Annotated in this window: 17 protein-coding genes; 13 read left to right on the forward strand and 4 right to left on the reverse strand. The window is 61.2% G+C overall.

Features of this window, described 5'->3' with window-relative positions; translation table 11 throughout:
- The first annotated feature begins 307 nt into the window (after positions 1–307).
- Together argF and PspCFBP13509_RS02190 are read left to right on the forward strand one after the other, a co-directional pair.
- The gene (gene argF, locus PspCFBP13509_RS02185) at positions 308–1,228 is read left to right on the forward strand and encodes an ornithine carbamoyltransferase (protein ID WP_027604593.1); all 921 of its coding nucleotides are present in this window, start codon (positions 308–310) and stop codon (positions 1,226–1,228) included.
- Positions 1,225–2,334, forward strand: coding sequence for an ABC transporter ATP-binding protein (locus PspCFBP13509_RS02190; protein WP_065926527.1), 1,110 nt, complete (start codon positions 1,225–1,227; stop codon positions 2,332–2,334). Before argF ends, PspCFBP13509_RS02190 begins: the two co-directional genes overlap by 4 nt.
- 63 nt (positions 2,335–2,397) lie before the next feature.
- Here PspCFBP13509_RS02190 and ybaK read toward each other — a convergent pair whose 3' ends face one another.
- Positions 2,398–2,868 carry a Cys-tRNA(Pro) deacylase gene (gene ybaK / locus PspCFBP13509_RS02195; protein WP_065926528.1) on the reverse strand — a complete coding sequence of 157 codons (471 nt, stop codon included), beginning with the start codon at positions 2,866–2,868 and terminating at the stop codon, positions 2,398–2,400.
- A 325-nt stretch (positions 2,869–3,193) separates the two neighbouring features.
- Between ybaK and PspCFBP13509_RS02200 the strand changes: the two genes are divergently transcribed.
- The 11 genes from PspCFBP13509_RS02200 to PspCFBP13509_RS02250 all read left to right on the forward strand — a co-directional run bounded on the left by PspCFBP13509_RS02200 (position 3,194) and on the right by PspCFBP13509_RS02250 (position 15,558).
- A complete protein-coding gene (locus PspCFBP13509_RS02200) occupies positions 3,194–4,048 on the forward strand; it encodes an MIP/aquaporin family protein (RefSeq protein ID WP_027604596.1) in 855 nt (284 codons plus the stop codon).
- A 76-nt stretch (positions 4,049–4,124) separates the two neighbouring features.
- Positions 4,125–5,630, forward strand: coding sequence for a glycerol kinase GlpK (glpK, locus tag PspCFBP13509_RS02205; RefSeq protein ID WP_065926529.1), 1,506 nt, complete (start codon positions 4,125–4,127; stop codon positions 5,628–5,630).
- A gap of 95 nt (positions 5,631–5,725) precedes the next feature.
- The gene (locus PspCFBP13509_RS02210) at positions 5,726–6,481 is read left to right on the forward strand and encodes a DeoR/GlpR family transcriptional regulator (RefSeq protein ID WP_027604598.1); all 756 of its coding nucleotides are present in this window, start codon (positions 5,726–5,728) and stop codon (positions 6,479–6,481) included.
- A gap of 224 nt (positions 6,482–6,705) precedes the next feature.
- Positions 6,706–8,244, forward strand: a complete 1,539-nt coding sequence (gene glpD / locus PspCFBP13509_RS02215; protein ID WP_027604599.1) for a glycerol-3-phosphate dehydrogenase — start codon at positions 6,706–6,708, stop codon at positions 8,242–8,244.
- 312 nt (positions 8,245–8,556) lie between these two features.
- Complete coding sequence (locus tag PspCFBP13509_RS02220) at positions 8,557–9,483, forward strand: glutamate/aspartate ABC transporter substrate-binding protein (RefSeq protein ID WP_027604600.1); 927 nt, start codon at positions 8,557–8,559, stop codon at positions 9,481–9,483.
- A 194-nt stretch (positions 9,484–9,677) separates the two neighbouring features.
- Positions 9,678–10,424: an amino acid ABC transporter permease gene (locus tag PspCFBP13509_RS02225; protein WP_024073702.1), complete on the forward strand. Its 747-nt coding sequence runs from the start codon at positions 9,678–9,680 to the stop codon at positions 10,422–10,424.
- The gene (locus PspCFBP13509_RS02230; protein WP_137211498.1) at positions 10,424–11,095 is read left to right on the forward strand and encodes an amino acid ABC transporter permease; all 672 of its coding nucleotides are present in this window, start codon (positions 10,424–10,426) and stop codon (positions 11,093–11,095) included. The genes PspCFBP13509_RS02225 and PspCFBP13509_RS02230 overlap by 1 nt, the downstream gene beginning before the upstream one ends.
- Positions 11,092–11,826 (forward strand): amino acid ABC transporter ATP-binding protein, encoded by a 735-nt coding sequence (locus PspCFBP13509_RS02235; protein WP_065926530.1) that lies wholly within the window; start codon positions 11,092–11,094, stop codon positions 11,824–11,826. Before PspCFBP13509_RS02230 ends, PspCFBP13509_RS02235 begins: the two co-directional genes overlap by 4 nt.
- 158 nt (positions 11,827–11,984) lie before the next feature.
- The gene (locus tag PspCFBP13509_RS02240) at positions 11,985–13,886 is read left to right on the forward strand and encodes a sensor histidine kinase (RefSeq protein ID WP_065926531.1); all 1,902 of its coding nucleotides are present in this window, start codon (positions 11,985–11,987) and stop codon (positions 13,884–13,886) included.
- Positions 13,883–15,220 (forward strand): sigma-54-dependent transcriptional regulator, encoded by a 1,338-nt coding sequence (locus PspCFBP13509_RS02245; RefSeq protein WP_065926532.1) that lies wholly within the window; start codon positions 13,883–13,885, stop codon positions 15,218–15,220. Before PspCFBP13509_RS02240 ends, PspCFBP13509_RS02245 begins: the two co-directional genes overlap by 4 nt.
- A complete protein-coding gene (locus PspCFBP13509_RS02250) occupies positions 15,220–15,558 on the forward strand; it encodes a GlpM family protein (RefSeq protein WP_137211499.1) in 339 nt (112 codons plus the stop codon). Before PspCFBP13509_RS02245 ends, PspCFBP13509_RS02250 begins: the two co-directional genes overlap by 1 nt.
- A gap of 218 nt (positions 15,559–15,776) precedes the next feature.
- Here the strand turns inward: PspCFBP13509_RS02250 and PspCFBP13509_RS02255 are convergent, their stop codons facing one another.
- The 3 genes from PspCFBP13509_RS02255 to PspCFBP13509_RS02265 are packed head-to-tail and all read right to left on the reverse strand — an operon-like array spanning position 15,777 to position 20,057.
- Entirely contained in the window at positions 15,777–17,174 is a 1,398-nt protein-coding gene (locus PspCFBP13509_RS02255; protein ID WP_065926534.1) for a sigma-54-dependent transcriptional regulator, read from the reverse strand.
- Complete coding sequence (locus PspCFBP13509_RS02260; protein ID WP_137211500.1) at positions 17,164–18,933, reverse strand: HAMP domain-containing sensor histidine kinase; 1,770 nt, start codon at positions 18,931–18,933, stop codon at positions 17,164–17,166. The genes PspCFBP13509_RS02255 and PspCFBP13509_RS02260 overlap by 11 nt, the downstream gene beginning before the upstream one ends.
- Positions 18,933–20,057 (reverse strand): GNAT family N-acetyltransferase, encoded by a 1,125-nt coding sequence (locus tag PspCFBP13509_RS02265; protein ID WP_137211501.1) that lies wholly within the window; start codon positions 20,055–20,057, stop codon positions 18,933–18,935. Before PspCFBP13509_RS02265 ends, PspCFBP13509_RS02260 begins: the two co-directional genes overlap by 1 nt.
- Positions 20,058–20,112 lie beyond the last annotated feature (55 nt).

Here is a 20,112-nt window from a genome sequence, read left to right on the forward strand (position 1 = left end):
AGAGCCTGTAACCCACGTCTAAAACCGACACAGCCCGGCCTGGGCCCGCCCCTGCACATTGCAAATGGTTGCGAGGCCAGTGTACAAATGACCTGCTGCTGTCTGGAAACCGTCTTCGAATGCGCTCTTGCGCCCTTCTTGAACACCCATAAAACCGTAGCCCTATTGGTAAGACGCGACATTTAATTATAAGATCGCGCCTTCCCCTATTTCGTCGCCCCGTGCGGCTTTCGCCGCAGGTCTCGCCCGTTGTCACAATAAACAAGGCTTTGAGTATCTGCGGTCTGTTGCAAAAAGGTAGTTAATGATGAGCGCAAGGCACTTTCTCTCCCTGATGGATTGCACGCCCGAAGAGCTGGTCAGCGTGATCCGTCGAGGCATTGAGCTTAAAGACCTGCGTAACCGCGGCGTACTGTTCGAGCCTTTGAAAAACCGCGTGCTCGGGATGATTTTCGAGAAGTCGTCGACCCGCACTCGCCTGTCGTTCGAAGCGGGCATGATCCAGCTGGGTGGCCAGGCCATCTTCCTGTCGCCGCGTGACACCCAACTGGGCCGTGGCGAGCCGATCAGCGACTGCGCGATCGTCATGTCGCGAATGCTCGATGCGGTGATGATCCGTACCTTCGCCCACAGCACCCTGACCGAATTCGCCGCCAACTCGCGCGTGCCGGTAATCAACGGCCTGTCCGATGACCTGCACCCATGCCAGTTGCTGGCCGACATGCAGACCTTCCTTGAGCACCGTGGCTCGATCCAGGGCAAGACCGTGGCCTGGATCGGTGACGGCAACAACATGTGCAACAGCTATATAGAAGCGGCGATTCAGTTCGACTTCCACCTGCGCATCGCCTGCCCGGAAGGCTTCGAACCGGCCGCCGAGTTCCTGGCCAAGGCCGATGGCCGTGTGCAGATCCTGCGCGATCCAAAGGATGCAGCGATCGGCGCCCACCTGGTCAGCACCGACGTCTGGACCTCCATGGGCCAGGAAGACGAAACCGCCAAGCGCCTGGCCCTGTTCGCGCCCTTCCAGGTGACCCGCGCCCTGCTCGACATGGCCGCGCCGGACGTGCTGTTCATGCACTGCCTGCCCGCCCACCGGGGTGAAGAAATCAGCCTCGACCTGCTCGATGACCCACGCTCCGTGGCCTGGGACCAGGCAGAGAACCGCCTGCACGCGCAAAAAGCCCTGCTCGAATTCCTCGTCGAACCGGCGTACCACCACGCATGAGCCAGCCATTACTGCTGAACTTGCGCAATCTGGCATGCGGCTACCAGGATCAACGGGTGGTGCAGAACCTCAATCTGCACCTCAACGCGGGCGATATCGGTTGCCTGCTGGGTTCTTCGGGCTGTGGCAAAACCACGACCTTGCGCGCGATTGCCGGTTTTGAGCCGGTGCACGAAGGCGAAATCAGCCTCGCGGGCGAAGTGATCTCCAGCGCCGGTTTTACCCTGGCGCCGGAGAAACGTCGTATCGGCATGGTGTTCCAGGACTACGCACTGTTTCCCCACCTCAGCGTGGCCGACAACATCGCCTTCGGCATTCGCAAACACCCGCAAAAAGACCGTGTGGTCGCCGAACTGCTGGAGCTGGTCAACCTCAAGAACCTGGGCAAGCGCTTCCCCCACGAACTGTCGGGTGGCCAGCAACAACGCGTCGCCCTCGCCCGCGCCCTGGCGCCGGAGCCACAACTGTTGCTGCTGGACGAACCGTTCTCCAACCTCGACGGCGAACTGCGGCGCAAGCTCAGCCACGAGGTACGCGACATCCTCAAGGCACGGGGCACCAGTGCGATCCTGGTCACCCATGACCAGGAAGAGGCGTTCGCTGTGAGTGATCACGTCGGAGTGTTCAAGGAAGGGCGCCTGGAGCAGTGGGATACCCCCTACAACCTCTATCACGAACCCCTGACGCCGTATGTCGCCAGCTTTATCGGCCAGGGTTATTTCATTCGTGGCCAGTTGAGTTCGCCCGAGTCCGTCCACACCGAACTGGGCGACCTGCGCGGAAACCGCGCCTACACCTGGCCTACGGGGGGTGCCGTGGACGTCTTGCTGCGCCCGGACGACATCGTCTACGCGCCGGACAGTGCCTTGAAAGCGCGGATCGTCGGCAAGACCTTCCTCGGCGCATCAACCCTGTACCGCCTGCAACTGCCGACGGGTGCGCAGTTGGAGTCGATTTTCCCCAGCCATGCCGACCATCAGGTGGGCGCACAAGTGGGCATTCGCGTGGCCGCGGAGCATCTGGTGCTGTTCCAGGCCTCAGGCAGCGTCGCGGCGCAGGTTCCTCACGCCGAATCCGGCGTACGGCGCTACAGCCCGGCTGGCTGAGTCAATGATCAACGTGTGGGAGAGGCAAGCCCCCTCCCACATTGATTCTCCAGCATATCGGGATTACACCCGGCCAATTTCTGCGAATTTGGCCTGGGTATGTTCCGCCAGCACCGCGGCGGACAACTCCACTTCCAGCCCGCGCCTCCCCGCACTCACAAAAATTGTCGCGAACGGCTGCGCCGTTACATCGATAAATGTGCGCAGCCGCTTCTTCTGCCCCAGTGGGCTGATGCCTCCCAGCAGGTAACCGGTGGAACGCTGCGCCGCTGCCGGATCAGCCATTTCGACTTTTTTCACACCCGCCGCATGAGCCAGGGCCTTGAGGTCCAGACTTCCGACGACCGGCACCACAGCCACCAATAATTCGCCTTTTTCACTGCTGGCCAACAAGGTCTTGAACACCTGCGCCGGGTCGAGGCCCAATTTCTCTGCGGCCTCCAGGCCATAGGAGGCCGCCTTGGGGTCGTGTTCATAACTGTGGACGCGATGTTCGGCGCGAACTTTTTTCAACAAATCCAATGCGGGGGTCATGACCTCTCCGAGCGTGGCAAACAGACGGCCAATTCTAGGCCAAGCCCGCATAAAACGCTCTAGTCCGCCCTCCCCGTCCACAATACTTAACGTGGCGAGCGTGATCATTCATCAAACCAATAGTTGGAAAGTGACCGACAGTTCACTTTCGACCTTTGACAGCCGTCATTCTTGTCTATATTTTTTCGTTTCCGAATACTGTAGGAATACACCTGCAGCGTTCCAGCAGTAAGCCGTGTCTTGGATGGGGATCCTGTCACGGTGAAAATCGCGCAACCGTCCGTTGAGGCAGTGCGCCAGACAAGAACAACAATCGAGGTTTTCCATGACAACTGCTCTTCAACAGCCTTCACTTTCAAGCCAATGCATGGCCGAGTTCCTGGGGACTGCGCTGCTGATCTTCTTCGGTACAGGCTGCGTTGCTGCGCTCAAGGTCGCGGGTGCCAGCTTCGGGTTGTGGGAAATCAGCATCATCTGGGGGATCGGCGTCAGCATGGCGATCTACCTGAGCGCCGGTATTTCCGGGGCCCACCTCAACCCGGCGGTCAGTATCGCCCTGTGTATTTTTGCCGACTTCGACAAGCGCAAACTGCCGTTCTACATCCTGGCCCAAATCGCCGGTGCCTTCTGCTCGGCGGCGCTGGTGTACACGCTCTATAGCAATCTCTTTTTCGATTACGAACAAACCCACCATCTGGTACGCGGCACCCAGGCCAGCCTGGAATTGGCCTCGGTGTTCTCCACCTACCCCCATGCACTGCTGAGCACGGCGCAGGCCTTCCTGGTGGAAATGGTCATTACCGCGATCCTGATGGGCGTGATCATGGCCCTCACCGATGACAACAACGGCCTGCCGCGCGGCCCGCTGGCGCCACTGTTGATCGGCCTGCTGATTGCGGTCATCGGCAGTGCCATGGGCCCGCTGACCGGCTTTGCGATGAACCCGGCGCGGGATTTCGGGCCCAAGCTGATGACCTTTTTCGCTGGCTGGGGTGAAATGGCCTTTACTGGCGGCCGCGATATTCCTTACTTCCTGGTTCCGATTTTCGCGCCGATTGTCGGCGCATGCCTCGGTGCTGCGGCCTATCGCGGGCTGATTGCCCGCCACTTGCCGAGCGCCGCACCTGCTATAGCGGAAACAACTGACACGGCTGTCAACGGCAAGACTCGTATTTCCTGAAAGCGCCAGCCTGGTCCCCTGCCCTATGCGGCCCCGGCTGATTTCTGACTTCCTTATTTCGTCCAAGGCAATTGACATGACCGACATCGAGAATAAGAACTACATCATTGCCCTTGATCAGGGCACCACCAGTTCCCGGGCAATCATCTTCGATCGCGACGCCAACGTGGTCTGCACCGCCCAACGTGAATTCACCCAGCACTACCCGCAAGCCGGCTGGGTCGAACATGACCCGATGGAAATCTTCGCCACCCAGAGCGCGGTGATGGTCGAGGCCCTGGCACAGGCCGGCCTGCACCATGACCAGGTCGCCGCCATCGGCATCACCAACCAGCGTGAAACCACCGTGGTCTGGGATAAGGTCACCGGCCGCCCGATCTACAACGCCATCGTCTGGCAGTGCCGCCGCAGCACCGAAATCTGCCAGCAGCTCAAGCGCGACGGCCACGAGCAATACATTAACGACACCACCGGCCTGGTCACCGACCCGTACTTCTCCGGCACCAAGCTCAAGTGGATCCTCGATAACGTCGAAGGCAGCCGCGAGCGTGCGCGCAACGGCGAGTTGCTGTTCGGCACTATCGACAGCTGGCTGATCTGGAAATTTACCGGCGGCAAAACCCACGTCACCGACTACACCAACGCCTCGCGCACCATGCTCTTCAACATCCACACCCTGGAGTGGGATGCGAAGATGCTGGAGATCCTCGACGTTCCGCGGGAAATGCTGCCGGAAGTGAAGTCTTCCTCCGAGATCTACGGCCGCACCAAAAGCGGCATCGCCATCGGCGGTATCGCCGGTGACCAGCAAGCGGCACTGTTCGGCCAGATGTGCGTTGAGGCCGGCCAGGCCAAGAACACCTACGGCACCGGCTGCTTCCTGCTGATGAATACCGGCGACAAAGCGGTCAAGTCCAAGCACGGCATGCTCACCACCATCGCCTGCGGCCCCCGTGGCGAAGTGGCCTATGCGCTGGAAGGCGCGGTGTTCAACGGTGGATCCACCGTGCAATGGTTGCGTGACGAGCTGAAAATCATCGCCGATGCCACCGACACCGAATACTTCGCCGGCAAGGTCAAGGACAGCAATGGCGTGTACCTGGTCCCGGCCTTCACCGGCCTGGGCGCCCCCTACTGGGACCCGTATGCCCGTGGCGCACTGTTTGGCCTGACCCGCGGCGTACGCGTGGATCACATTATTCGTGCCGCCCTGGAGTCGATTGCCTACCAGACCCGCGACGTGCTCGACGCCATGCAACAGGACTCGGGCGAACGCCTCAAGGCCCTGCGTGTGGACGGCGGTGCGGTGGCCAACAACTTCCTGATGCAATTCCAGGCCGACATCCTCGGCACCCAGGTCGAGCGCCCGCAAATGCGCGAAACCACCGCACTCGGCGCCGCCTACCTGGCCGGTCTGGCCTGCGGCTTCTGGGGCAGCCTCGACGAGCTGCGCGGCAAGGCCGTGATCGAGCGCGAATTCGAACCGCAGCTGGAAGAAGCCGCCAAGGAAAAACTCTACGCCGGCTGGCAAAAAGCGGTGAGCCGCACCCGCGACTGGGAACCCCACGAAGGCGCCGAATAAGCCATGCGCGGGCCCCATATCGGGTTGTAACTGGCAGGGAGCAGATTCCTGCGTCATCATGGGCCACTTTTGTATGGCAGCCCAAAGGACGCCCCATGAATCTGCCTCCCCGCCAGCAGCAAATCCTCGAACTGGTCCGCGAACGCGGCTACGTCAGTATCGAGGAAATGGCGCAGCTATTCGTTGTCACCCCGCAAACCATCCGCCGCGATATCAACCAACTGGCGGACGCCAATCTGCTGCGCCGCTACCACGGCGGCGCGGCCTATGACTCCAGTGTCGAGAACACCGCGTACGCCATGCGGGCCGACCAGATGCGCGATGAGAAACAACGCATCGGCGAAGCCATCGCGGCACAAATCCCCGATCACGCCTCGTTGTTCATCAATATCGGCACCACCACGGAATCCATTGCCCGTGCGCTGCTCAACCACAACCACCTGAAAATCATCACCAACAATCTCAACGTCGCCACCATGCTCAGCGCCAAGGACGACTTCGACGTGTTGCTGACCGGCGGCAATGTGCGCCGTGACGGCGGTGTGGTGGGTCAGGCCAGTGTCGATTTCATCAACCAGTTCAAGGTCGACTTCGCGCTGGTGGGTATCAGCGGCATCGACGAGGACGGCAGCCTGCTGGACTTCGACTACCAGGAAGTCCGGGTTTCCCAGGCGATCATCGCCAATGCACGCCAGGTGATCCTGGCGGCGGACTCGAGCAAATTCGGGCGCAATGCCATGATTCGACTGGGGCCGATCAGCCTGGTGGACTGCCTGGTGACGGATCAGGAGCCGGTGCCGGCGCTGGTGCAGTTGCTGAACCAGCACAAGGTTCGCCTGGAAGTCGTATAGCGTCTGCATTGAAGCCATCGGGGGCAAGCCCCCGATGGCGATTTATCCAGCGCCTTTTTCTCGAGCCTTGCCCAGGCTTATGTTCACAAATTTTCCTTTTCCCGCCCTTCGATGAGTTTTTTCAATCGAAGTCGGCTGGCTGTGCCTACGTTTATCAGCTACCATTTTCGCAAATGAACATTAATGTTCGAATTCAAATACGAAAAAGCTCCCGAGGCCAGTCGATGAACCCTTCTACCTTGCCTGCTCCACCGCTTGCCGAAGTCTATGACGTTGCCGTAATCGGTGGCGGGATCAACGGCGTCGGCATTGCAGCAGACGCAGCCGGTCGCGGTTTGTCGGTATTCCTTTGCGAAAAGGACGACCTGGCCAGCCACACCTCCTCCGCCAGCAGCAAACTGATCCACGGCGGCCTGCGCTACCTCGAACATTACGAATTCCGCCTGGTACGCGAAGCCCTGGCTGAACGTGAAGTGCTGCTGGCCAAGGCCCCGCACATCGTCAAACAGATGCGCTTCGTCCTGCCACACCGCCCCCACCTGCGCCCGGCGTGGATGATCCGTGCCGGCCTGTTCCTCTATGACCACCTGGGCAAGCGCGAGAAACTCGCCGGCTCCAAGAGCCTCAAGTTCGGCCCTGACAGCCCGCTGAAAAGCGAAATCACCAAAGGCTTCGAATACTCCGACTGCTGGGTCGACGACGCCCGCCTGGTCGTCCTCAACGCCATGGCGGCCCGTGAAAAGGGTGCGCACATCCATACCCAGACCCGCTGCATCAGTGCCCATCGCAGCAATGGCATGTGGGACATGAACATGGAACGCGCCGATGGCAGCCTGTTCTCGATCCGTGCCCGCGCCCTGGTGAACGCCGCCGGCCCGTGGGTCGCCAAGTTCATCAAGGACGACCTGAAGCTGGACTCGCCCTACGGTATCCGCCTGATCCAGGGCAGCCACCTGATCGTGCCGAAGCTGTATGAAGGCGCCCACGCGCACATCCTGCAGAACGAAGACCAGCGCATCGTCTTCACCATTCCGTACCTGAACCACCTGACCATCATCGGCACCACCGACCGCGAATACACCGGCGACCCGGCGAAAGTGGCGATCACCGAAGGTGAAACCGACTACATGCTCAAGGTGGTCAACGCGCACTTCAAGAAACAGCTGAGCCGCGACGACATCGTCCACACCTACTCGGGTGTGCGCCCACTGTGCAACGACGAGTCGGACAACCCGTCGGCCATCACCCGTGACTACACCCTGTCGCTGTCCGGTGGTACGGGCGAGGCGCCGATCCTGTCGGTGTTCGGCGGCAAGCTGACCACCTACCGCAAGCTCGCCGAATCGGCGATGGCGCAACTGGCCCCGTACTTCACGCAGATGCGTCCCAGCTGGACCGCCACCGCCAGCCTGCCCGGCGGCGAGGACATGACCACCCCAGAAGCCCTGGCCGAGGCCATTGGCAGCAAGTTCGACTGGTTGCCGAGCGAGATCGCGCGCCGCTGGTCCACCACCTATGGCAGCCGCACCTGGCGCCTGCTCGAAGGCGTGCAGTCGCTGGCTGACCTGGGTGAACATTTGGGCGGCGGCCTCTACACCCGCGAGGTCGATTACCTGTGTGCCGAGGAATGGGTAACCCAGCCCCAGGACGTGCTATGGCGCCGGACCAAACTCGGCCTGTTCACCACCCCACAGGAACAGGATAACGTGCAACGCTACCTGTCCAAGGTTGAGCAGACCCGCAGCAAGATCGAAGCGGCCTGACAGGCCCATCGCACAAAAGCCCCTGCGCCGTAAGGCCCAGGGGCTTTTTTATACCGCCTGGCATTCGGTTTTCCGAACGCCACAGGCAAGCCTATTCGGTTTACCGGATCAAACGGTTACATATTTGTCGTCATACAAAATTAATCATCATATAAATCAACTTGTTAAGCTTTTATTTTCGGTCTGGCACGACTCATGCTCTACACTCCCAGACGATTGCCTGGGACGCTTCAGGAGCCGTCACGGGCATTCGCTGTACAAGAGAGCCGTCTAGCCGGCTTCATAAAAAAAACAAATGTCGAGGAAGTATTGATGCGCATCGTTCCCCATATCCTGGGCGCAGCTATCGCTGCTGCTCTGATCAGCACTCCAGTCTTTGCCGCCGAACTCACCGGCACACTGAAGAAAATCAACGACTCCGGCACCATCACCCTCGGGCACCGCGACAGTTCCATTCCGTTTTCCTACATTGCGGATGGTTCGGGCAAACCTGTGGGCTACTCCCACGACATTCAGCTGGCCATCGTCGAAGCCCTGAAAAAAGACCTGAACAAACCCGATCTGCAGGCCAAGTACAACCTGGTCACCTCGCAGACCCGTATTCCGCTGGTTCAGAACGGCACCGTCGACATCGAGTGCGGTTCCACCACCAACAACGCCGAACGCGCCCAGCAAGTCGCCTTCACCACCAACATCTTCGAAATCGGCACTCGCCTGCTGGTCAAGAAAGACAAGGAAGGCAAGCCTAGCTACGCCGACTTCGCCGACCTGAAAGGCAAGAACGTCGTGACCACCGCCGGCACCACGTCCGAGCGCATCATCAAGGCGATGAACGCTGACAAGCAGATGGGCATGAACGTCATCTCCGCCAAAGACCATGGCGAGTCCTTCCAGATGCTGGAAAGCGGCCGTGCCGTAGCCTTCATGATGGACGACGCCCTGCTGGCCGGTGAAGAAGCCAAGGCCAAGAAGCCGGATGACTGGGTCATCACCGGTACTCCACAGTCCTTCGAAGCCTACGCGTGCATGGTTCGCAAAGAAGATCCTGCCTTCAAGAAAGCGGTGGATGACGCCATCGTTGGCCTGTACAAGTCCGGCGAAATCAACAAGATCTACGCCAAGTGGTTCGAAAGCCCGATCCCACCAAAAAACCTGAACCTGAACTTCCCAATGAGCGACAAGGTTAAGGAACTGATCAAGAACCCGACCGACAAGCCGGCGCCTGAAGTAAAAATCTGATTCCTGACTAACCTTATCGCCTGAGGGAGCCAACCCTCCCTCAGGCGTCTGTTACTACCTGCTGGCTATACTTTGGAACACTCGACCGGGCGGTTTTCGAGCCGATCGCGTGTGCCTGGCGTTCATCGCCAGGCGGGAATGGACTTTCCCCAAGCGGGTGCTTGTACATCGATCGATCTCGAGGGGAGACCCTAATGAATTACAACTGGGACTGGGGCGTGTTCTTCAAGTCCACCGGCGTGGGCAGCGAGACTTATCTCGACTGGTACATCGCCGGCCTGGGCTGGACCATCGCCATCGCTGTCGTGGCATGGATTATCGCCTTGCTGCTGGGCTCCATTCTGGGGGTCATGCGCACTGTGCCAAACCGCCTCGTATCGGGCATCGCGACCTGCTACGTGGAACTGTTTCGTAACGTGCCGCTGCTGGTGCAGCTGTTCATCTGGTACTTCCTGATACCCGACCTGCTGCCGCAGAACCTGCAGGACTGGTACAAGCAGGACCTCAACCCGACCACCTCGGCCTACCTGAGCGTTGTCGTGTGCCTGGGCCTGTTCACCGCTGCCCGTGTGTGCGAGCAAGTGCGTACCGGTATCCAGGCGCTGCCACGGGGCCAAGAGGCCGCTGCACGTGCCATGGGCTTCAAGTTGCCGCAGATCTACTGGAACGTGCTGCTGCCCCAGGCCTACCGGATCATCATTCCGCCGCTTACCTCGGAATTCCTCAACGTCTTCAAGAACTCCTCCGTGGCGTCCTTGATCGGCCTGATGGAACTGCTGGCGCAAACCAAACAGACCGCCGAGTTCTCGGCCAACCTGTTTGAAGCCTTCACCCTGGCCACGCTGATCTACTTCACCCTGAACATGAGCCTGATGCTGCTGATGCGCGTGGTCGAGAAGAAAGTCGCAGTGCCCGGCCTGATCTCCGTGGGGGGTAAATAATGGAACTCGATTTCAGCGGCATCATCCCCGCCATCCCGGGCCTGTGGAACGGCATGGTCATGACCTTGAAGCTGATGGTCATGGGCGTGATCGGCGGTATCGCGCTGGGTACGATCCTGGCACTGATGCGCCTGTCGTCCAGCAAACTGCTGTCCCGGGTGGCCGGCGCCTATGTGAACTACTTCCGCTCGATCCCGCTGCTGCTGGTGATCACCTGGTTCTACCTGGCGGTGCCGTTCGTGTTGCGCTGGATGACCGGCGAAGACACGCCGATCGGTGCGTTCACCTCCTGCGTCGTGGCGTTCATGATGTTCGAAGCGGCGTACTTCTGTGAGATCGTGCGGGCCGGCGTGCAGTCGATCCCCAAGGGCCAGATGGCGGCGGCACAAGCGATGGGCATGACCTATGGCCAGACCATGCGCCTGATCATCCTGCCCCAGGCGTTCCGCAAGATGACCCCGTTGCTGCTGCAACAGTCGATCATCCTGTTCCAGGACACCTCGCTGGTCTACACCGTGGGCCTGGTGGACTTCCTCAACTCCGCCCGCTCCAACGGCGACATCATCGGGCGCTCCAATGAGTTCCTGATCTTCGCCGGTGTCGTCTACTTCATCATCAGCTTTTCCGCCTCGCTGCTGGTCAAGCGTCTGCAAAAAAGGTTTGCCGTATGATCTCTATCAAGAATATCAACAAGTGGTATGGCGACTTCCAGGTGCTGACCGATTGCAGCACCGAGGTTAAAAAAGGCGAAGTGATCGTGGTGTGCGGGCCATCGGGCTCGGGCAAGTCCACCCTGATCAAGTGCGTCAACGCGCTGGAACCGTTCCAGAAAGGTGACGTGATCGTCGACGGCACCTCCATCGCCGACCCGAAGACCAACCTGCCGAAACTGCGTTCGCGCGTGGGCATGGTGTTCCAGCACTTCGAGCTGTTCCCGCACCTGACCATCACCGAAAACCTGACAATCGCACAGATCAAGGTGCTCGGCCGCAGCAAGGAAGAAGCCACCAAGAAAGGCCTGCAACTGCTTGAGCGCGTCGGCCTGTCGGCGCACGCCCACAAGCACCCGGGCCAGCTTTCCGGTGGCCAGCAGCAACGTGTGGCGATTGCCCGCGCCCTGGCCATGGACCCGATCGTCATGCTGTTCGACGAACCGACCTCGGCCCTCGACCCGGAAATGGTCAACGAAGTACTGGACGTGATGGTGCAACTGGCCCAGGAAGGCATGACCATGATGTGCGTCACCCACGAAATGGGCTTTGCCCGCAAAGTGGCCGACCGCGTGATCTTCATGGACGCCGGCAAGATCATCGAAGACTGCCCGAAGGAAGAGTTCTTCGGCGACATCAGCGCCCGCTCCGAGCGCGCGCAGCACTTCCTTGAGAAAATCCTGCAGCACTAAAAACAGCCTCACTCCCACCCTGTAGGAGCGAGCTTGCTCGCGAAGAACCCAAGAGCACCGCGGACATCCAGGATGCACGCGTCATCGTTGACGTTTTTCGCGAGCAAGCTCGCTCCTACAGTTGGCCGGAGGGCGGTAGCTGACCCAAGGCATCTGTGATGAAATGCGACCCCAACCTCTATCGCGCCGCACCGCCATCACTTGCCGTGAAACCTCGTCTGATTCGCCAACTGTTCCTGCCGCCGTTGATCATCGCCCTGATGATCGGCCTGGGTTATATCGGCTTCTGGATCAGTGAGTACTACGGCATCCGCACCCTCAGCGACAACGGCGAACGCCAGCTGGAGCTGCATGCCCGCACCGTCGAAAGTGAAATCAGCAAATACACCTACCTGCCCAGCCTGCTGGAGCTGGAGTCGAGCGTCTCCAAGCTGCTGGCCGAGCCGAACCAGGAAACCCGCAAAACGGTCAACGACTACCTCGAAGGCCTGAACCGACGCAGTCGCAGTCGGGCCATCTACGTTATGGACACCACCGGCCGTGTGCTGGCCACCAGTAACTGGCGCGATGCCGACAGTTACCAGGGTGAAGACCTGTCCTTTCGCGCCTATTTCCAGAATGCCGTGCGCGGCCAGCCCGGGCGTTTCTACGGCATCGGCAGCACCAACGGCGAACCCGGCTACTACCTGGCCCATGGCCTGGAGGAACACGGCAAGATCATCGGCGTGGCGGTGGTCAAAGTGCGCCTCGAAGCCCTGGAAGAGCGCTGGCAACGCGCGCGCCTCGAAGCCTTTGTGAGCGACGAGAACGGCATCATCATTCTCTCCAGCGACCCGGCTCGACGCCTCAAGGCGGTGCGACCGCTGAGCGACGAGACCAAGGATCGCCTGGCCCACAGCCTGCAATATTACTGGGCCACGCTCAACGAACTGGAACCCCTGGCCCGTGAGCGCTTGAATGAACGCAGCGAGAAGCTGACTTTCCCGGCCAACACTGAAGTGGTCAACGACGAGCACGAAGTCAGCTACCTGGCGCAAACCCGCCCACTCAATGACACACCGTGGAATTTCACCCTGCTCACCCCGCTCAACGACCTGCGTCGCGCGGCGATCAACCAGGGCATCCTGGTGGCTGTCGCGTTTGGCCTCGTCGCGTTTTTGCTGATTGCCTGGAACGAGCGGCGCAAAGTCATCGCCACCCGCCTCGCGGCGCGGGAAGCCTTGCAGGAAGCCAACAGCCAGCTGGAACGGCGGATCGCCGAACGCACCGCCGACCTGCGCGCCAGCAACGAGCGGCTCAAGGGCCAGATCCGCGAACGGCGCCAGGCCGAAGAAACCCTGCGCCGCGCCCAGGATGAACTGGTACAGGCCGGCAAGCTGGCGGCCATCGGCCAGATGTCCACCAGCATCGCCCATGAACTGAACCAGCCGTTGGCCGCGCTGCGCACCTTGTCCGGCAACACCGTGCGCTTCCTCGAACGCGGCGCGCTGGACACCGCCAGCGCCAACCTCAAGACCATCAACGAACTGATCGACCGCATGGGCCGTATCACCGCCAGCCTGCGCTCCTTTGCCCGACGCGGCGATGACCAGGGCGAAGCCAGCCTGGCCAAGGCGGTGGACGCCGCGTTCCAGGTCCTGGGCCCACGCCTGGACAGCCTGCCGCTGAGCCTGCACCGCGACTTTGCCCCGGCCCAATTGCAGATCGACCAGACCCGCCTGGAACAGATCCTGGTCAACCTGATCGGCAACGCCCTCGACGCCATGCAGGCACAACCGGCTCCCGAGTTGTGGCTGGAAGGCAGCGCCGCCGAGGGCAAATACCGCCTGCTGGTGCGCGACAACGGCCACGGCATCGACGCCGAGGCGCGCAAGCATCTGTTCGAACCCTTCTTCACCACCAAACCCGGCGAGCAAGGCCTGGGCCTGGGCCTGACCCTCTCCGCCAGCCTCGCGGCAGCCACCGGCGGCACCCTCGCCGTGGAGCACCCGGCCGGCGGTGGCACTGCCTTTGTCCTGAGCCTGCCGCTGGTGGGCGCTCAACAAGCTGAGTCGACATGAATATTGATCCTCAAGACCTCACCGTGCTGATCGTCGAAGACGACCCCCATGTGCTGCTCGGCTGCCAACAGGCGCTGGCGCTGGAAGATATCCCAAGCGTGGGCGTGGGCAGTGCCGAGGAGGCATTGAAACGTATCGGCGAGAACTTCGCCGGCATTGTGATCAGCGACATTCGCCTGCCGGGCATTGACGGCCTGGAACTGCTCACCCGTCTCAAGGCCCTGGATAAAAGCCTGCCGGTGGTGCTGATCACCGGGCATGGCGACATCTCCATGGCGGTCGGCGCCATGCGCAATGGCGCCTACGACTTCATGGAGAAACCCTTCTCCCCCGAGCGCCTGGTCGACGTCGCCCGCCGCGCCCTGGAACAACGCGGGCTGGCGCGGGAAGTCTGGTCGCTGCGCCGTCAGTTGGCTGAGCGGGATTCGCTGGAAGGCCGCATCATCGGTCGCTCGCCGGCCATGCAGAACCTGCGCGAGCTGATCGCCAACGTTGCCGACACCTCGGCCAACGTGCTGATCGAAGGCGAGACCGGTACCGGCAAGGAGCTGGTCGCGCGTTGCCTGCATGATTTCAGCCGCCGGCATGCCCACCAGTTCGTCGCCCTCAACTGCGGCGGCCTGCCGGAGAACCTGTTCGAAAGCGAGATTTTCGGCCACGAAGCCAACGCCTTTACCGGCGCCGGCAAGCGCCGTATCGGCAAGATCGAACACGCCCATGAAGGCACGCTGTTCCTCGATGAAGTGGAAAGCATGCCGATCAACCTGCAGATCAAATTGCTGCGAGTGCTGCAGGAGCGCACCCTGGAACGCCTGGGCTCGAACCAGAGCGTGGCCGTGGATTGCCGGGTGATCGCCGCCACCAAGTCCGACCTCGACGAACTGAGCCGCGCCAGCCAGTTCCGCAGCGACCTGTACTACCGCCTCAACGTGGTGACCCTGGAACTGCCGCCCCTGCGCGAACGCCGCGAAGACATCCTGCAGCTGTTCGAACACTTCCTGCAGCAGTCGTCGCTGCGTTTTGACCGCACCGCGCCGGAACTGGACAACCAGACCCTCTCCAGCCTGATGAGCCACGACTGGCCCGGTAACGTACGCGAACTGCGCAACGTCGCCGAACGCTTCGCCCTCGGCCTGCCCGCCTTCAAGAAAAGCGGGGCCAGCAGCGGCAGCCAAGGCCTGGCGTTCACCGAAGCGGTGGAAGCCTTTGAACGCAACCTGCTCAGCGATGCCCTGCAACGCAGCGGCGGCAACCTGACCCAGGCCAGCCAGGAACTGGGCATGGCCAAGACCACCTTGTTCGACAAGGTCAAGAAATACGGGTTGAGCCACTGATGGATCTTTTTTTGAAAGCCGCCCTGGGCGCGGCGGTGGTGCTGATCCTGGCGGCGCTGGCCAAGACCAGGAACTACTACATCGCCGGGCTGGTGCCGCTGTTTCCGACCTTTGCGTTGATCGCCCATTACATCGTCGGCAAGGGCCGTTCGCTGGACGATTTGAAGACCACCATCCTGTTCGGGATGTGGTCGATCATTCCCTACTTTGTGTATTTGGCGACGTTGTATGTGATGGTGGACCGCATGCGGCTGGAGGCCTCTTTAACCGTCGCAGCGGTAGCGTGGCTGATGGCAGCGACGATCCTGGTGAGTATCTGGGTACGCTTCCATACCTGACCCGACTCGGTCAAAAAATGTGGGAGGGGGCTTGCCCTAATGCCAGTCATTTAAGGCTTTTTGTAGGAGCGAGCTTGCTCGCGAAAAACTCACAGGCGCCGCGTTCATTCAGGAAGCACGCGTTATCGTTGACGTTTTTCGCGAGCAAGCTCGCTCCTACAGGAGGCGATGTACGCTTAACTGACTGACATTAGGGCAAGCCCCCTCCCACATTTTAATCAGCGGACTATTTTGTCGACCTGGATGCCCAGTTTCTTCAGGCGATACCAAAAGCTCCTTTCGGAAATCCCGATCTTCGCCGCCGCCGCAGCCTGCACGCCATTGCTCTCCTGCAACGCCGCGAGGATATAGGCCTTCTCCACCTCCGCCAGCGCCGCGTCCAGGTCCTGGGGAATCCCCGGCCCGTCGCTGAGGATCGCGGTCACGCCGCCTTCGCTGGGTTTGGAAGCAAACAGATAGCCCGGCAAATCAATGTCTTCGATCACAGGCGTGGCGGCCACGATGGTCGCGCGCTCCACACAGTTTTGCAGCTCACGGATATTGCCCGGCCAGTGATACGCGGCCATGGCCTGCAACGCTTCAGGGCTGAAGCCGGTAATACGCTTGCCGGCAGTGGCGCTGAGGGTCCGGGCAAAGTGACGGGCCAGGGGCGCGATGTCTTCCACGCGTTCACGCAGGGCCGGCAGCGGGATCGGGAACACATTGAGGCGGTAATACAAGTCTTCGCGAAACTCCTTGTTGGCCACCGCCTCCAGCAGGTTCTTGTTGGTGGCGGCGATCACCCGCACATCCACCTTGCGCTCGCGGGGGTCGCCCACAGGCTCGATCACCCGCTCCTGCAAGGCGCGCAGGATCTTGGCCTGCAATGCCAGGGGCATATCGCCCACTTCATCGAGAAACAGCGTGCCCTTGTCGGCCTGCTGGAAGCGCCCGACCCGGTCAGACACGGCGCCAGTAAACGCGCCCTTGCGATGGCCGAACATTTCGCTTTCCAGCAGCCCTTCGGGGATCGCCGCGCAGTTGACCGCCACAAACGGCTTGTCGGCACGGCTGCCGTGCTTGTGGATGGCGCGGGCGACCATTTCCTTGCCGGTGCCGCTTTCGCCGGTCAGCAGGATGGTGGTGCTGCTGTCGCGCACCGAATCCACCGCCTGCAACACTTTGCGAAACGCCGGGCTGTCGCCCACCAGGCTGTCGAACTGCGCCTGCTCATCCAGCTCGGCGCGCAGGCGCGCGTTGTCGCGCATGATGTCGCGAAACTGCAGGGCCTTGGCCACGGTGATGTCCAGCTCGTCGATATCGAACGGTTTGGCAATGTAGTCGTAGGCACCGTTGCGCATCGACTGCACGGCGTTTTTCACCGTGCTGTAGGCGGTCATCACGATCACCGGCACGTGGGGATAACGCACCTTGATCTCGGCCAACAAGGCCGGCCCGTCCATGCCCGGCATGCGCCAGTCACTGATCACCAGGTCGATGTCTTCCTGTTCCAGCACCTTGAGCGCATGCAGACCGTTGCCCGCAATGAACACCTGCACGCTGTTCTGGCCCAGGGCCGACGCCAGCAGGTCGCAGAGCTTGGGTTCGTCGTCGACTACCAGAATGTTATGCGTCATGACTGTCCTCGTCGTCTTCGCCTGTCGCTGGAATGTACAGGCTGAAGGTGGCGCCGGCATCGTTTTCGCTGGCGCATTCGATGCTGCCGTCGTGACTTTCCATGATCGAATAGACTTTGGCCAGGCCCAGGCCCGTGCCCGAGGCCTTGGTGGTGACGAATGGCGTAAAGATGCGCTCGATCATCTCCGGCGCGATGCCCTGGCCGGTGTCGGCGATGGTGATGACGGTGTTGTCGCCCTCGCTGCGAATCCCCAGGGTCAGGCGCCCGCCTTCAGGCATGGCATCGATGGCGTTGAGAATCAGGTTGAGGCAGGCCTGCTTGAGTTGCTTGGCGTCGGCGTAGATCGTCGCCCCCGGCGCCTGGTCGTCGATCTGCGCGTCGATGTTATGGCTGGCCAGTTCCGGCGCACAGAAGCCCAGGATCTCCTCCACCAATGGACGGGCCGGCTGCAGCACGCGCAACGGTGGGTTGGGTTTGGCAAAATCGAGGAACTCGGTGATCAAGTCGTTGATGCGGCTGACTTCGCTGATCACATATTCCAGGTGGCGCTTGTCGGCGTCCGGCAGATCAACGCGGCGGTGCAACAACTGGGTCGCCGTCTTGATGATGCCCAACGGGTTACGGATCTCGTGGGCCAGGCCCATGGCGACTTCGCCCAGGGCATGCAGGCGATCGCGCCGGCGCAGTTGGGCTTCGAGGTGGTGCAACTCGCCCAGGCGCTCGGTCATATGGTTGAAGGTGCTGCTCAATTGCGCCAGTTCGTCGCCACCACTGACCAGCACGCGGTGCGCGTAGTTACCTGAGATCACCGCACCCACGCCTTCGGACAAGTCCCGCAACGGCTTGGTCAGGCGCCGCGACACCAGCACACCGGCCGCCAGGGACAATGCCGAACTGAGCAGGAAAATCAGCACGAACAGGTTGCTCTGGTTCACCAGCCCCACCAGGCTGGTATGGCGCAACAGTCCGCTGAAAATCACGCCTTGGAGGTCACCGGCGTCGTTGAAAATCGGCCAGTACAACCCGCTGTAGCTGTTGGTGAACTGCTCGCTGGGCTGCTTGGTACTGCGCATCGCGGTCTCGACACTTTTCGGGATACGCGCCGGGTGATCCACGAAGCGCTGGGTCGAAAATATCTCCGAGAACCCCTCGGGGTTGGCCAGGTACAGGCGCAGGTCGAGGGAATGCACATCGGCCACGCTGGTGAGAAAGCTGCTGTCCAGGTAGGTCGCCACCAACAGGCGGTAGTCGACGCCGTCCTGGCTGGTTTCGAAGGTCGAGACCACAATCCCGGTACTCACCCCCGCCACTTGCACGGTCTGCAGCACCGCGTTGCTGGTCAGGCTGATCTGTTTGACGATGTCATCGGAGGCGGTGCTGAACACCACCTTTTGATCGCTGGTGCGGATCAGCGCCACCACGTCGATGTCGGTGGCATCGGCGATGTCCGCGGTCAGCCGGTCATGCTTGGCCGCCTGCCGGCTCGAGGGCGGGCTGGTGTAGCGCAGGAACAGCTTGGCCATGCGCGCGTTGTCGTGAAGGATGTCGCCGATCTCGTCCTTGACGATCTTGGTCGATTCCTGCAGCCAGATACGCACGTTGCTGTCGAAAATCTGCGACAGCGTGGTCGCCGCCAGCTCCGCCGCGATCATGGTGGGAATCACGCTGACCAGCCAGAACGCCAGCACCAGCTTGCGCTGGACGCTCCAGCGCGAAATGGCAAAGGGGCGGGCTTTCTGGCGGGTCTTGGTGATCATCAGGTTTCGCTTATCGCAGCAGCCATGGCAGGGTCGGAACGATCCGGTCGAATAAACAGTTTTACAAGCGTGAGCAGGCCGTTGACCAGCCGGTTGCGGTGGCGGAAAAACACACTGTTGCCCTGGAACTCGCAGCCCAGGCGCAGCTTACTGGCATACCCGGCCTGGCCGCACTCATACACCGCAATATTGTGTTGAATACAGTAGTCGACGTTGGTCAGCCAGCTGCGGAAGTACAGGTTGTAGTCACGGCTGAACGCAACGTCATGGGCGAAAAACTTGTCCACCAACCGGTGCTCGTCCAGCAGCAGCAGGTTGAACGCCACCAACTGCTCGTCGACCCAGTAAAGAACACAGACGGCGCGATCGCCAAGGCGTTCCAGCACGCCGGTGAAATAGCCGGCAGGCAGGTGTTCGAACTGCAACTCGGCCCGCTTCAGCGTGGCTTCGTACAGGCCCATGACCTCGGGCAGCACGTCGTCGATATTGCCGCGCCATTCCACCCGTGGTCCCGGTGCACGCAGCTTGCGGCGCAAGTCCTTGCGGGTGGATTTGCCCAGCGAGCCGAGGTAGGCGTCCACCGAGCCGTACGGCAGCGGCAACACGCCGGTGGGCAAGCTCGGCATGCTTTGAAAACCCACGGCCCGGCAACTGTCGAGCCAATACGGGTCCTGGCTGGGTGCATCCTTGACCGCCACCAGGCCGATACCGAAGTCATCGGCATCCTGGCGCGCGGCTTCCAGCAAGTGTTTGAGCAACAACGGGCGACGCGACTCGGGCACGCCACTGGCAACCCCGGCGTCGCAACGCTCGGCCACCGGGGAGCCAATGGCATACAGGCCCAATTGCAAAACACCCGGCCACAGCCGCTCCACACGTTCGGCCAAACGCTTGCCGGCGCCCGACACCGTGGTGTCGAGGCGATAATGGGTGATGAAGGCGGCGGCCACGGCCACCAGCGTTCCATTGTCGTAAACCGCCAGGTAGCGCCATTGGAAGTCATCGATGGCGGCGTTTTCCACGGCGACGTAATAGTCCCAGTCTTCCAGGGCACCGGGAAAACAGTCGTTCCAGGCGCTACGCTGGAGGGCCCGGATGGTCGGGAAGGCTTGGGTGGTGATCACATCGTTTCCCTTGTTATGGCTGACAAGCGACATCTTGTGGTGAGCGGGCTTGCTG

It is taken from the genome of Pseudomonas sp. CFBP13509, assembly GCF_005233485.1.
Taxonomy (GTDB): Bacteria; Pseudomonadota; Gammaproteobacteria; order Pseudomonadales; family Pseudomonadaceae; genus Aquipseudomonas; species Aquipseudomonas marginalis.